Annotated in this window: 11 protein-coding genes; 3 read left to right on the plus strand and 8 right to left on the minus strand. The window is 46.2% G+C overall.

Annotated elements, in window-relative coordinates; translation table 11 throughout:
- Positions 1-3: 3 nt before the first annotated feature.
- Positions 4-201, minus strand: a complete 198-nt coding sequence (locus SRRS_RS24555; protein ID WP_371364063.1) for a ferritin-like domain-containing protein — start codon at positions 199-201, stop codon at positions 4-6.
- Between the two features lie 81 nt (positions 202-282).
- Complete coding sequence (locus SRRS_RS24560; RefSeq protein ID WP_371364065.1) at positions 283-2,667, minus strand: MASE3 domain-containing protein; 2,385 nt, start codon at positions 2,665-2,667, stop codon at positions 283-285.
- Positions 2,668-2,840: 173 nt separating this feature from the next.
- Here SRRS_RS24560 and SRRS_RS24565 point away from each other — a divergent pair, with 173 nt between their 5' ends.
- Positions 2,841-3,887: an HD-GYP domain-containing protein gene (locus tag SRRS_RS24565; RefSeq protein WP_371364067.1), complete on the plus strand. Its 1,047-nt coding sequence runs from the start codon at positions 2,841-2,843 to the stop codon at positions 3,885-3,887.
- Between the two features lie 36 nt (positions 3,888-3,923).
- Here the strand turns inward: SRRS_RS24565 and SRRS_RS24570 are convergent, their stop codons facing one another.
- On the minus strand, positions 3,924-5,249 hold the full coding sequence (locus SRRS_RS24570) for an MATE family efflux transporter (RefSeq protein WP_371364069.1): 1,326 nt from the start codon (positions 5,247-5,249) through the stop codon (positions 3,924-3,926).
- Positions 5,250-5,414: 165 nt separating this feature from the next.
- Between SRRS_RS24570 and SRRS_RS24575 the strand changes: the two genes are divergently transcribed.
- Entirely contained in the window at positions 5,415-7,589 is a 2,175-nt protein-coding gene (locus tag SRRS_RS24575; protein WP_371364071.1) for a Tex family protein, read from the plus strand.
- A gap of 67 nt (positions 7,590-7,656) precedes the next feature.
- Here the strand turns inward: SRRS_RS24575 and SRRS_RS24580 are convergent, their stop codons facing one another.
- The 5 genes from SRRS_RS24580 to SRRS_RS24600 are packed head-to-tail and all read right to left on the minus strand — an operon-like array spanning position 7,657 to position 11,680.
- On the minus strand, positions 7,657-8,253 hold the full coding sequence (locus SRRS_RS24580) for a lysine exporter LysO family protein (RefSeq protein WP_371364072.1): 597 nt from the start codon (positions 8,251-8,253) through the stop codon (positions 7,657-7,659).
- Positions 8,253-8,531: a LysO family transporter gene (locus SRRS_RS24585; RefSeq protein ID WP_371364074.1), complete on the minus strand. Its 279-nt coding sequence runs from the start codon at positions 8,529-8,531 to the stop codon at positions 8,253-8,255. The genes SRRS_RS24580 and SRRS_RS24585 overlap by 1 nt, the downstream gene beginning before the upstream one ends.
- Positions 8,532-8,533: 2 nt before the next feature.
- Positions 8,534-9,178 carry a cyclodeaminase/cyclohydrolase family protein gene (locus SRRS_RS24590; RefSeq protein WP_371364076.1) on the minus strand — a complete coding sequence of 215 codons (645 nt, stop codon included), beginning with the start codon at positions 9,176-9,178 and terminating at the stop codon, positions 8,534-8,536.
- A 26-nt stretch (positions 9,179-9,204) separates the two neighbouring features.
- The gene (locus SRRS_RS24595) at positions 9,205-10,815 is read right to left on the minus strand and encodes a DAK2 domain-containing protein (protein WP_371364077.1); all 1,611 of its coding nucleotides are present in this window, start codon (positions 10,813-10,815) and stop codon (positions 9,205-9,207) included.
- A gap of 19 nt (positions 10,816-10,834) precedes the next feature.
- Entirely contained in the window at positions 10,835-11,680 is an 846-nt protein-coding gene (locus SRRS_RS24600) for a DegV family protein (RefSeq protein WP_371364079.1), read from the minus strand.
- Positions 11,681-11,888: 208 nt separating this feature from the next.
- On the opposite strand from SRRS_RS24600, the gene SRRS_RS24605 reads away from it, so the two are divergent.
- Entirely contained in the window at positions 11,889-14,024 is a 2,136-nt protein-coding gene (locus SRRS_RS24605; protein ID WP_371364081.1) for a cell division protein FtsA, read from the plus strand.
- Positions 14,025-14,043: the final 19 nt, after the last annotated feature.

Here is a 14,043-nt window from a genome sequence, read left to right on the forward strand (position 1 = left end):
CAATTATTGTAAGTTTTGACCTGCGTTTAAATGCTTACTCATAGTTTGGAAATTCTGTTGATTTTTTTGGGCTATTTGTTGGAAAACCTGTTTAATCTGTGTATCTTGAACGTTGCTGGCAAAATAGTTCATTGTCTTAGCGCAGGTTTGTTCCATACTCAGAAAATCTTCCAAATGCATTAACTCTTTTGATGATAACACATGTATCCCTCCTTTACGGTTTATCAGGTATAGCATGTGTAAGTCAACAACCAGCTATTCTCTTTCTATACATTTTTTTGCTTATTTTCTAAAGCATTCCACGCGATTGCGACCTTGCTGCTTAGCACGGAATAACATCTGGTCAGCTGCATCGATTAAATTGGTTTCCGGCTGCTCCCAGGAAATGTCACTCTCAAATGTGGCTACCCCTAAACTTATGGTAATCGCAATGACTGCCTCCTCAAAAGCAAACTTGGCTGCTTCAACAAGTTTACGCAAATTCTCCGCCCACTCGGCTGCTTCTTCCAGACAAGTCTCAGGCAGTACAATCGCAAATTCTTCTCCACCGTATCGCGCACTTATATCTGTGGGTCGAAAGTGTTCTTTTATCATAGCCCCCATCTTCTGTAAAATTGCGTCGCCGGCTAAATGCCCCCAGGTATCGTTAACCTTTTTGAAAAAATCTATATCCAGCATAATAAGGCTGACTGGCCGGTGGTAGTTAAGAGTACGGCTGATTTCACGCCCCAAAACAATTTCAAATTGCCTGCGATTGGCCAGCTTAGTTAATGGGTCGGTCAGCGCCATAGCCTGGTAATGATCATAAAGATAAGCGCGTTCCAGACCAATGGCTGCCTGGCTGGCGATCGTTCCTAGCACGAGTTCTTTTCCTGGCGGAATTTCTTGCAAGGGATCGTTCCAGCCAAGCACAATTAATCCTTGCAGCTTGCCACTGGCTAAAAGCGGCAGGATATTAAGCCGTTTGGACATTAGCACCGACATGATAATAAGACCCCGCTCGGTTTCTTCGACTGTACTCTCTTCAATAGTACTAAGGCCGCTCCAAGGCCAAACCATTTTGCTGTCTGAAAACACCCGCTGCAAATGGTCGACTTCTTTTTGTTCAAACCCGTCAATAAACGCCGGTTGAGTATGAATCCCATCATCCCGATGATGCATAATAAAGGCCAATGCCCCATTGGCTGAAAATAGACCGTACAGTTTCTCTGTTACCCTTGTCAGAATTGCCGCCGGTGACTTTTGCATGGCAATATCTTTAACAATTTCATATAGCAAGCTAAGTTCAGCAAAACTTTCGACTGTCGTCTCATAGGCTTTCGCATTCTTGATCGCTTCACCGGCATGGTGGGAAAAGACACTTAAGAACTGTGCTTCGTGCTGAGTAAAATCCTTTTTTCTATAAGAGAATACTCCAAGTACACCGATAACATTCCCATTATGGCGAATTGGCGCCCCAACCATTGAATTTAAACCGGCTTGCTGTATAGCGTCAATGATTCTTTCAGAGTAATTGCCGATTTGATCAATTACCAGTGACTTTTTCTCAGTAAAAACTTTCCCCATAAAGCTTGTTTTAATATCGATCTTTTCCGGAGGTTTAAAGCTGCTAATATACGCCACTATCTTTAACTTGTCATCTTCAACAAGCGATAAATAAACATGCTCGCATTGAAAAACAGTCCCCGTGGCCAACACAACCTGCTGAAGCATGGCCTCCAAATCATGTTTGGATGCTAAGGTTGCGCCTAATTGAATAAATGCTTGCTGTAATATACTTTGACTTTCTTTGGTCTCTTTATACAGACTCATTTTCTTGGCTGCCATATTCTTTAGCGCTTGGTTAAGCCTTGATATGCGCATATACGGTTTAAGAATGGAGGTTTGCAACAGCGAACGTAATATGCAGTAATACGCCAAAACTTTGTAAATATGCCCTATCAAATTGAAACTATCGTAACAGTTGTTGTAAAGCGCAAACGCCATCCCGCCCACTAAATTAAATACTAAACCAACACGCAACAAAAACACAGACTGCTGAGCCGGGTTCCGGAAACCGTATAAATAAATAGCTAATAGGTTTAACGCCATTATGACATATTCCAAAACAATCTTAGCAATAGTCTGACCTTGTTCGGGAATATCCATTGGCATTAACAAATTTTCAAAAAACAACACACTGACTAACAATCCCGTAGTAACAGATAGTGTCACCGTTAATAGATATAATCGGTGGAACACCGGATTTTTACTGCGCCGGGGAATATAAGCGGCAACCAGCAGGCCAATACTGGCCAGTAGACGGCTCATAATCCAAAACAGGGAAGACTTATTATCACTATTAGCCGAAAACAAATCCGGCATTCCTTTATGCGACAGTAAGTGAGCAAAGTCTAAAAGACCAACTGCTAAGAAAACCATAGCAATAACCAAATCTCGACTATTCTTGGTCTGCGGCCAGCCATACCATACTATAACAAATACGCTCAAACTAATCGCCAAACAAATCATTTCAATAATACTATGGATAATCAAGTACACGTTGTCAGGATAAACCATATAAAAGGGGTTAGGCATCCAGGAAACTATACCCAGTATTGTAAAGAGCAAAGATGTAAGCACCGCCAGTTGCACATTAGCTCTAAGCGTGTTTACAAATAACGACATAATATCCCTCCTTTCAGACAAACCTTACGTTAACTACTACTAACATAATATGCCGGAAAATAAGCGTTTGTGTCGTTATTTCAGACTTAAGTCCTAGGTTTAGCAGGCAAAAAATTATTCCTTTTTTGCAGTTTTTTCTGTATAATAATGGCAAGGATACAAGGAGGAACCCTATGTTTATTAGCGAAGTAAAAGCCGGCATGGTGTTGGCACAGGATCTAGTTGATGACAATGGCAATCTGCTCCTCGAACAAGGCATCGCCCTTACAGAATACTACATTTCCCGGCTTGCCCAAATGGGGATAACAAATATTCCTATTTATGACCGATTTGCAGCTGAGCTAAAAAATCACACAGTAGTTGCCCCGGAAGTCAGAGAGGAACTTATGATATGCTTCCGGTCATTATTTAGCAAGAAAAGTCAGGATTTGTTGAATTCTGGCTTCAGGACTGTGTATTTGAAACAAATTCAAAATACAATAGGACAGGTTATTGATGAAACAGAACAAAATCTCGCACAAATCATTAACGTTCAAGTACGTCAACCTTTTGAAGATGAAATTGGACATGCGGTTAACGTTTGTTTAATGTCAGTGGCTACAGGCCTTTATATCAAGCTGCCCCGCTCAGTACTGATGGATTTGGCCTTAGGAGCGCTTTTTCACGATCTGGGAAAGTGCGTTATGCCAACAGTTAGCGGTTATTCCACCATCGACCACGGCCATCTCCATCCAATTTACGGTCAGCAGCTTTTATTAAAAAATAAAGTTGGTTCGATCATCGCCCGCATTGCCGCCGAGCACCATGAACGCTATGATGGCCAAGGATCGCCTTCCGGACTGGCTGGAAAAGAAATTCACCCATTATCACGCCTGGTTACTATTGCCAACTACTTTGACAATACTATGAATGCAGCTGCAATGACAGGTGCCCCCCGCTCTGCTATTATCGAAAACATGATGGCTAATGGAAATACCCTATTTGATATGTACTTATTACGCGCGTTTTTCCATACTACGTCTCTTTATCCGATAGGCAGTATGGTACGGCTAAGCACCAACCAATTGGCCTATGTAATAAAGAATAAAGTTCGCTTTACCTCCACACCGATTGTACAAATTGCCGAACCAAGCCCCAGCCCCGAGGGTTTTATTCCGACCCAGATTATTGATTTGGCAATGAAACCGTCTATTAGTATTGTTGATGTTATCGCCGACTAAAAAAACGTCACGCAACAATCGCGTGACGTTCCTTATTTACACCCACTTTTTTGATTCAAACCGCCACCACAAGATAATGCTTCTAATTAAAAAATCTGCAGCAGTAATATACCAAGCGGCAACAATATCATAATGCCAAACAAAAATAAACAGATAGATTAGCGGTAATCTTAGCAGCCATACCCCGAAAGTCGTAACATACATTGGCCAGCGCGTATCACCGGAACCGCGAAGCGCCCCGCCAAACACAAAACATAAGGCAAGAGTCGGCTGCTCTAAGACCGCAACCATAACTAACAGCGTTCCCCACTGGATAACCTGTTGGTCATTGATAAATAAGGAAGTCAGCTGCCTGGCAAAAACAAACATGAACGCTCCCATGACGGTCATACTCCAAAAAGCAATCTTATTGGTCAGCCAGGCAAATTGTACTGCCCGGTGCGGCATACCCTTTCCTAAATACTGACCGACAAGCGTCATAGCTGCGACCGAAAAACCAAAGCCGGGCATAAATGACATAGATTCCACCTGCAGGGCTATTTGATGGGCGGCAAACTGTGCTGCTCCTGCACCGGCCAGCATAAAATTAAATACAATCCTCCCGCTCTGCATAGCAAACTGTTCCAGCCCCGCCGGTACGCTTATATCAACAATTCGCTTAATCACCGGTCTTTGAATGGACAATATATGCCGCCAAGACAAGCGTACCGTTTTTAACTTATGTAAAACCACCAAAGCGGCCACAGCACCTGCCAACTGCGATATACCCAGCCCCCAGGCTGCACCGTAGGCCCCTAGAAGCGGCAAACCTTTGCCAAAGATCAACATATATGCAATGATTAGTGCCAAAGCATTATTAAAGATAGTGATATAAAAAGCTGTTTGCGTTTTCCCCATTCCCCGCAAAATCGCAGTACCTATAGACAAAATTAAGTAGAATGGCGTAAACATAAACGTAATTTTTACCAGACCAGCCGCTAGGGAACTTACCTCCGGTTCGGCTGCCGTCAAACTAAGCACCCAATCAGCCGCCAGCAAGCCCGCAACTGCTAATACTACACCTAGAACGGCTCCCAGCATTATGGCCTGCCCGGTTATGCTCCGAACTTCCTGCCAGCGGCCAGCCCCTGTCTCACGGGCTACTATCGCGGCGGCCCCTGTGCCGGCAGCGGCAAATACCAATGCCGACGCAAATTGCATCATTACCGCTAAGCCGACGGAAGCCAGCGGCACTGCCCCCAGCCGGCCCACCATAGCTGTTAACAAAACATTGACGGCCATGATGATAACGCCTTCAAATATTACCGGCCAAGCCAGCTTTATAATCTGCCGCCACATATAATCTCTAATAGAAACAATCACAATATGATCCCCCTGAAGCCTTGTAACATCTAATCTTGTTTTTAGTTACTTTCTCCGTGATGAAAAAAATTTCCTTTGCCAACATGGTATTGTAATTATATTGCCCTGATGGTACAAACTGTTATAATATAAAAGGTCAAAAATTATACATAAAGTGGTGAATATATGCTTATTACTGAAATTCCTGCAATTATTGCCCGCGAATTAGCAGTTAAACCCCACCAGGTAACAGCAACCATAAACCTTTTGGATGATGGCAACACCGTCCCGTTTATTGCCCGTTACCGTAAAGAGGCTACTAGCGAACTCAATGAAGAACATATTCGCACGATTGAAGAGCGCACCCAATACCTGCGTAATTTGATTAAGCGTCAGGAAGAAATCCTCGCCAGCATTGAAGCGCAAGAAAAGTTAACCCCGGAATTAGCCGAAGCCATCCAAAAAGCAACCAAACTGCAAGAACTGGAAGATCTATATCTCCCCTACCGGCCTAAAAAACGGACGCGGGCTCAAATCGCCCGGGAAAAAGGTTTAGAACCGTTGGCAGAAACCATATTGGCGCAAGAGCTTACCAGCGGAGAACCTCTGGATATTGCGGCACAGTACATAAATGAAGAACACGAAATAACCACCGCAGAGCAAGCTTTGGCCGGAGCACAGGATATAATTGCCGAAACGGTAACCGAACAAGCTGATATCCGGGCACTGCTCCGTAAGGAACTGTGGCAAAAAGCGGAAATCGCCACCCAGCTTGCTGTCGACGAAGCTGAAGCCAAAGAATTCCTCATGTACAAAGAATACCGCGAGCCTGTAAAACGTATGCCATCTCACCGAATCTTGGCCGTAAATCGCGGCGAAACAAAAGGTACGTTAAAAGTTGATCTCTTAATCGAGCATGAAGTCAACTGTAAACTTGTTGCCAATAAAGTTATTACGGGCAATTCTATTTTTACGCAAACCATTAACGACGCAATTACCGATGGTTATAAACGGCTGTTATTTCCAGCATTGGAGCGCGAAATCCGTGCCCTCTTAACCGAAAATGCCGAAAAACAAGCCATAAGAGTATTCGGACTTAACCTACGCCAACTGCTGCTGCAAGCCCCTTTGGCCGGCCATACCGTTATGGGTCTGGACCCAGGTTACCGCACCGGCTGTAAAATGGCTGTTGTCAGCCCTACCGGCACTGTGCTTACTATCAACACCCTGTATATAACTATGAGCGAACGCCAACGGGAAGAAGCGGCTGCCAGAGTTCTTGATGCCATCAAAACATACGGCGTTACTCTTATTTCGATTGGCAACGGCACAGCGTCTTACGAAACCGAGGAATTTGCCGCAAACCTTATTAACAACAATAACCTAAATGTCCACTATATAATCACCAACGAAGCCGGCGCTTCAGTATATTCGGCATCCAAACTGGCCAAAGATGAATTGCCGGATTTGGACGTATCTATTAGAGGAGCTGTCTCGATTGCCCGCCGTGTCCAAGACCCGTTAGCCGAACTTGTTAAGATTGATCCCAAATCCATCGGCGTCGGCCAGTATCAACATGACGTAAACCAAAAAGAACTCGGCGGCACTCTGGCCAATGTTGTAGAATCCTGCGTTAACCACGTTGGTGTCGAACTTAATACTGCCTCTCCGGCCCTGCTCACCTATGTAGCGGGTATCAACGCCGGTGTGGCCAAAAATATTGTCGCCTACCGCACCGAAAACGGCGAATTCAAAAGCCGCAAAGAACTGCTAAAAGTTGCCCGCCTAGGTAAGGCGGCCTTTACCCAATGTGCCGGTTTTTTACGCATTGCCCAAGCCAAAGATTCGCTTGATAATACTCCGGTTCACCCGGAATCCTACGATTTGGCCGAAGCGATCTTAGCTAAGCTCGGTTTCACACTTGCCGACTTGTCAGCCAAAACCAAACTAGCAGCCCTGCAGCAGGCAGCACCGGCAGTAGACGCCGCCAAACTGGCCGCCGAACTTAATGCCGGTGAGCCGACCGTACGTGACATTCTTGCGGCTTTAGCCAAACCGGGCCGGGATCCGCGGGAAGATGTTCCTCCGCCGCAAACCCGCAAAAATATTGTTAAGTTATCCGATATTACTCCCGGTACCATTGTCAAAGGAACTGTACACAACGTAACTGACTTTGGTGCATTTGTCGATATCGGCATCAAAATTAACGGCTTGATTCACCGTTCAGAACTCAGCCATACGCATTTCCGCCACCCTATTGATGTTATCTCCGTCGGTGATATTGTTGATGTGATGGTAGTTAGTGTTGACGAACAGCGTAAACGTATCGGCTTAAGCTTAAAGCAAGTCCCTAAAGAATAAGGAAACAGACCCTGTAACCTAAATATAAAAGGATACAGGGTCTGTTTCTTTCAACTTTGTATCTCGATTATAAAGACAATAAGAACGGGACCAAGAGCGGAACAACTGCCGATAAAACCAATCCATTTAAAAATGCAATTAACCCGGTATTTGTATCAGTAACCTTGGTGATGAGCGGCAGGGTAGAGTCCATTGTTGTAGCTCCGCCGGGAGCAATAGCAGCCAGTTTACCGGCAAAACCTACAACAACCGGAATTATAATAAAAGCTATCAGCTCGCGAAATACATTTGATAAAAACGCAGTAGCCCCCAATTCAACACTGTAGATATCGGCTATCAGCACCCCTGACAGGCTATACCATCCGAATCCCGCACTTACGGCAGCTACTTCTTTAAACGGAAGACCAACCATCGGCATGGCCGCCAGTGCACCCAGCAGGGTTCCGCAGGCGACTCCCAAAGGTACTAAGAGTATTTTAAAACCTGCTTGTTTTAACTGTATGAGCGCTGCTTTATTGCGGCCGATATCCACACCCACGATAAAGACCATTAAAGCCAGCGTATAGGTGACCAGTGGTTCCAGCCACTCAGATGGTCCCGGCGGCAGCAGAAACCTGCCTGCCAACAGGCCGGCGATAACGGCTATAACAACCGAGTAAATCATTAGCCTTCACCACCTTTTTGCAAAGACCGCCCAACAAACCACACCATGCCAACACTACCCGCAACCGCCATAACAGTAATCACCATAGCTCGCCAACCAAGCACAGGCAGGTTGGCAATCAGTTCGGAATTGCCGCCAATCTGGGCGCCCAGGGCGGCTAGCATGATAAATAAAGTTCCGGCAGTTAGCTTATCAAGATGGACGAGAAAACGCTCCGGCAAGCGGCCGCTAGCACCAAGCAGCACACCGGCTCCCAGAGCAACAAGTATTATCCACATATTTACCCCCGCAGTACTTTGAAGGGCATAGTACTATATACTTTTCCCTCAACCGCTGCTTTCAGTTCATCTGCTGCGCTCTGCAATAGATAGATTTGTCCTTTGAGGGCACTTACCAGCGTCTCATCTTCAATTTCGCTTAAATTTATTGCCGTACTCAGCAGACTGGCAACAACACCGGCATGTGCGGCAGCCACCCCAGCCATCATGTCGCTTACCACTAATTTATCCACCTTATTAAGTATGGCTTTGCCTATCTCCATAACTTCTAAACAGGATCTGGCTGTTTCAACAGGGACTTCAGCCGCTTGTTTGAGCGCCTTTTGCAAAGCTACAGCCCGCGCCTGTTTTTTCTCCGCCGTTGTCTCCGGCATATCGGCGACAGTCAGTAATCCCCGAAGTGCAAGTGCATCCCGGTCAATTAAAATCGTTAACTCTATATGCAGCCGGCTCAAGTCAGCCTGCTTAGCAATCAAAGCTTCGCTGCATTCAACCAGTTTCGGGCTTCTTAGTGAATATGCAATTGACATCTCTAAAAGAGCCGTAGCCATTAAACCATAAATAGCTGCCGTACTTCCTCCCCCGGGAGGTACTTCATCGGAAGCCAGCTTTGCGGCATATTCATTGATACTTAGGGAGCTAAGCATATCTATATCACCTTGCCTTCACAGTTTTACTCTACACTTACAATAAACTGATAATGCGGCTGTCCACCAAAATATACTTGTATCTCAATGTCTTCCAACTGTTCGCTAAGTTTAGAAGTCAATTTTGCGGCCTGTTCCTCAGTCAGTTCAGCTCCATAATACAAGCTTACTACTTCGGCATCTGCATCGGCAAGTCGGGATACCAGCATAGTCAATGCTTCCTCCAGCGTATCGGCCCAAACAACTACCCTGCCTTCAATCACACCAATGTATGATCCTTCCGGTACGGTTTGCCCTTCAACCTTGGAATCACGAACAGCGATAGTCAGGCCGCCCGATTTGACGGTTGCCTGAGCCTCTTTCATTCTGGCGACATTTGTTTCTATGTCACTATTGGCATCAAAAGTCACTACTGCAGCTAACCCTTGGGGTACATTGAATGTCGGTACAATGGCAACCCTGTCACCAAGCAGCTTTTTGGCCTGCTCCGCTGCAAGCAAGATATTTTTATTATTGGGCAGGATAATATACTTTTCTGCCGGTCCGTTATGCACGGCAGCAACAAATTCCTCAACCGGCGGATTCATAGTTTGCCCGCCGGAAATGACAACGTCTGCTCCCATTTGCTTCATAATTTCAATCAGACCCTCGCCTGATACCACGCTAATTACCGCCAGACCGCTTTTGGCTTGGGCAGTTGCTCCCATCTCCACAGTTTGCCTGTGTTGATCGGCCATATTGTCGATTTTAATATCATGAAGCGTTCCCCAGGTGATCGCAGACTCCAAAACAGCCCCAGGGTGAGCGGTATGGATGTGTACTTTTAAAATGTCTTCCCCCAGCGCCAGTACCAAGGAATCTCCCATTTGCCCCAGCCGACGTTTTACTTCATTCAAACTGGCAGCAAAATGTTTAACAATAAACTCGGTACAGTACGGATGGGCGATATTGAGTTCAGTTGTCATACCCGGGACGGAAAGAGTGCGGCCAAAATCAGCTTCAGGTCCGCTAAACCGCCCCTCCAAACCTTCCAGGCAGCCGGTCAGAAACACAATAAGACCATACCCGCCGGCGTCTACCACACCGGCAGCTTTTAATGCCGGCAGCAGTTCCGGCGTCCGTTTTAACTCTTCCTTACCGGCATTAATCGCTTCGGTTAAAATATCAGCAAATGCCACATGTTCCCGCACTGCGCGGTGCGCACCTTTTGCAATACCCTTTGCCACTGTCAGGATTGTACCTTCCACCGGTTTGGCTACTGCCCGGTAAGCGTAAAGAACACCATATTGAAAAGCTTTGCCGACTTCGGCAGAGGCTGCAGTATCTTTTCCCGATAATCCCCGGGCAATACCGCGCAACAGTTGGGAAAGAATTACTCCCGAGTTACCTCTGGCCCCCATGATAGCGCTGTCTGCCCCGCGGCGAGCCAAAGAACCAATCCCCTCATCCGGGGCTTCCGAGACAGCCTTAGCCACCGCCCCCAGCGTCATCAGCATATTTGTACCGGTATCACCGTCCGGGACAGGAAATACATTGAGACTGTTAATATATTCGTGTTCGCGCATAAAAGCCCCATATGCCCCGGCAATCATGCGTCGAAAATCTTTACCGTTAATTACATCAATACTTGGCTGCATATCTTTCCCCCCTTGAAGGTCAACAATCAGCTATCTTCGTTTGAAATATTAAGCCGACAACCCCCGGGCCCGTATGAGCACCGACTGCAGAACCTATTACACTGATTGATACAGGCACACCCGGGTAACGTTGACTAAGTGTATTATATATTTCTTCGGCAACGTCCGGTGCTGCCCCATGCCCAATACCAATATATTCTATATCCTTGTAATTATTTAATTCATCCAGCATTCGGTTGATCGCCCGCGACCTTGTCCGCACCTTTTCAAGCACTTGTACTTTGCCTTCCTGCAGATTAAGCAGCGGCTTAATCTGCAAAATCGAACCAAATAGTGCAGCTGCCCCGCCAATACGCCCACCTTTATGAAGAAACTCCAACGTGTCGGGTATAAGCAAAGTCCGGGTGGCTTCCACCATCCGCTCCAAATAGTGAGCGATACTTGCGGCCGACTTACCTTCTTCCGCTAACTGAAACGCCTTTTCGGCCATTTTGATTACACCGATAGAGACTGTCGAAGAATCTATAACATATATCTCACGGTCTTTATAGTCTTTTGCCACCGCTCTGGCTCCATTAACCGTACCGCTTATTCCTCCTGATACGGCAATAACAATGATTGGGGTATTATCGCCAGCTTGTGCAAACGCCTGCGAAAACTCACCAAGAGGCGGCTGTGATGTGCGGGGAAATATACCCTTTTCTTTGACTAGCTTGAACAACTCATCACAACTTATTTCAGGTTCGTTCCACTCATCGCTGCCTAGCATTATCTTTAAATTCACTACATGTAGATTGGGGTAAGCTGCCAGCATCTCAGCAGGCACGTTACAAGTACTGTCAATTACTATATGTATATTGGACAACTTACGTAAACTCCTCTCCTACTACCTAAGCTATATTTTACCAAATAATCTGCTGCAAATATACTAAAATATTGATAAAAAGCCCTGACAAAAATCGTAAACAAAACCGATAATCTTCTTTCACCTGACAGGAAATAGGATATCCTGCAGCGAATTTATATAATGAACTGATTTTTTATAGAATATTTCCAAGTCAGAAGGAGTACATATGGACGATAAACAACTCCTCTTCGCTTTAGACATAGGTACCCGCAGTGTCATCGGGCTTGTTGGCGAAATGCAAAATGGCACAATAAAACTTATAGCAACAGACCGGGAAGAACATCATACCCGTGCAATGCTTGACGGACAAATCCATGATGTGCAAGAAGTCGCCGATGTAATGAAAACAGTCAAAGAACGCCTTGAAACCACTACCGGCAAGCTTGCCAAAGTGTCCGTTGCCGCAGCAGGTCGGGCGTTATGCACACTTCGGGTTTCCGCTGAACTTGAGACAGCCTCCCGTGGCTTTCTTACTTCAGAAGATGAACGTTCGTTAGAACTAGCCGCCATCCAAACGGCGCAGGCCGAACTAGCTACTTCCGGCGCGGTTACCGACCCTGCCGATTATTACTGTGTTGGTTACAGTGTCGTCAGCTTCAGTTTAGATGGCAGCCGTATCAAAAGTCTTGTTGGTCAACGCGGCAAACGTTCAAGCATCGAGGTTATTGCCACTTTTTTACCCCGTCAGGTTATTGATTCTCTACAATCTGCCATTCAATCTGTGGGCCTCGAGATGGATACCCTTACTCTTGAACCTATTGCAGCGATCAATGTGCTCATTCCTTCTACAATGCGTCATCTCAACCTGGTTCTGGTTGATGTCGGCGCCGGTACATCGGATGTAGCTATAACCCGTGACGGTTCAGTTATTGCCTACGGCATGGTGCCGTTGGCCGGAGATGAAATTACCGAAGCCATCTCTCAGCATTTCCTGCTTGATTTTAACGTTGCCGAAGCCGTTAAGCGTCAGCTAGGCAGTAAAAATAAAAAGATTTCCTTCACTGATGTGCTTGGCATGGAACAAAAGCTGCCAGCCAAAGATATTATTGATGCTATGATGTCTAAAGTATCCGAATTGGCCCAAGGCATTGCCACCGAAATTTTGGCGCTTAATGCTGAGCAGCCACAGGCAGTACTATTAGTTGGCGGCGGCGCTTTAACCCCGCTGCTCCCGGAATCACTGGCGGCCGCGTTAAATATTCCGCCTGCCAGAGTAGCTATTCGCCGTCCGGACGCAATTCAAGGTATTACCGGCATACCGGCTAAATTTTGCACTCCCGACTCGGTAACCCCGCTAGGGATTTTGAAACTTGCCGGCGGACATACTCTTAATTTCATTAATATTATAGTAAACGAACGCCCGATCCGGTTATTTAATTTGAACCGGTTAACTGCAGCCGACGCGCTGTTGGCTGCAGGCATAGATATCCGGGCACTGCGCGGCCGTCCAGGTATGGGAATCACCATATCTGTCAACGATGAAACCCGTTTTATTGCCGGTGGGCATGGAACCCCCGGCGAAATTGAGAGAAACGGAGAAACCTGCAAGTTAACTGACCCATTGTCAAATCGGGATACTCTCTGTGTAACCCTCGGAGCCGACGGCACATCCCCAGCTCCTATGCTTAGCGAAATAGTACCAAGCCCCGAATCACTCACCCTTACCGTTGACGGAAAAAGTTATCTAATTGAGCCGAAAGTTACTGTCAATGGAAAAGCGGTCCCGCCCGACACTGTGCTATATGACCGTGACCAAATTTGTGTCAGCAAATCACTCACGCTTTCTGAGGCTTTGCAGCAGTTACAGCTTGATCCTGAGCCTGCCGAATATACTTATACAGTAAATGGTGCTGAACGTTCCTATAAAGTTTGGCCGAAGTTTACGATTAATGAGTCCTTGGCAGCTCCCGAAAGCCAGCTGAAATCGGGCGACTCCGTCGAAGTAGTAAAGCTGCCTCCGCCAACACTGGCAGAAATACTGGGCATTAACGGCACTTATGAGAATACCTCGGTTAACGTTACCTTTAACGGCGCGCCCTGCACAATCCCTATTCAGAGTCATTCGATACAGGTTGACGGTCAAGTAACAGAAGCCAGTGAACCGGCCAAACCCGGCAGTACGATTAATTTTGCCATTACCTCAGACCGCCAGGCGCTAATAAGCGATGTCTTGCTGGCGGCCGACTTTGATCCTAGAACCCTGCCTGTTACAAGCAAATTCGCAATACTCCTTAATGGCCAGCCGACAGAATATACAGCCATTGTAAAAAACGGCGACAGTGTGGAAATAAAAACAGCATAATCGTATTAAAATCACACCG

Source organism: Sporomusa rhizae, from assembly GCF_041428845.1.
Classification (GTDB): Bacteria; Bacillota; Negativicutes; order Sporomusales; family Sporomusaceae; genus Sporomusa; species Sporomusa rhizae.

Bases quoted from the DNA above. Each gene is read 5' to 3' on its own strand.
- SRRS_RS24560 (WP_371364065.1), bottom strand. From the start codon at position 2,667: ATGTCGTTATTTGTAAACACGCTTAGAGCTAATGTGCAACTGGCGGTG.
- SRRS_RS24565 (WP_371364067.1), top strand. From the start codon at position 2,841: ATGTTTATTAGCGAAGTAAAAGCCGGCATGGTGTTGGCACAGGATCTA.
- SRRS_RS24575 (WP_371364071.1), top strand. From the start codon at position 5,415: ATGCTTATTACTGAAATTCCTGCAATTATTGCCCGCGAATTAGCAGTT.
- SRRS_RS24580 (WP_371364072.1), bottom strand. From the start codon at position 8,253: ATGATTTACTCGGTTGTTATAGCCGTTATCGCCGGCCTGTTGGCAGGC.
- SRRS_RS24585 (WP_371364074.1), bottom strand. From the start codon at position 8,531: ATGTGGATAATACTTGTTGCTCTGGGAGCCGGTGTGCTGCTTGGTGCT.
- SRRS_RS24590 (WP_371364076.1), bottom strand. From the start codon at position 9,178: ATGCTTAGCTCCCTAAGTATCAATGAATATGCCGCAAAGCTGGCTTCC.
- SRRS_RS24595 (WP_371364077.1), bottom strand. From the start codon at position 10,815: ATGCAGCCAAGTATTGATGTAATTAACGGTAAAGATTTTCGACGCATG.
- SRRS_RS24605 (WP_371364081.1), top strand. From the start codon at position 11,889: ATGGACGATAAACAACTCCTCTTCGCTTTAGACATAGGTACCCGCAGT.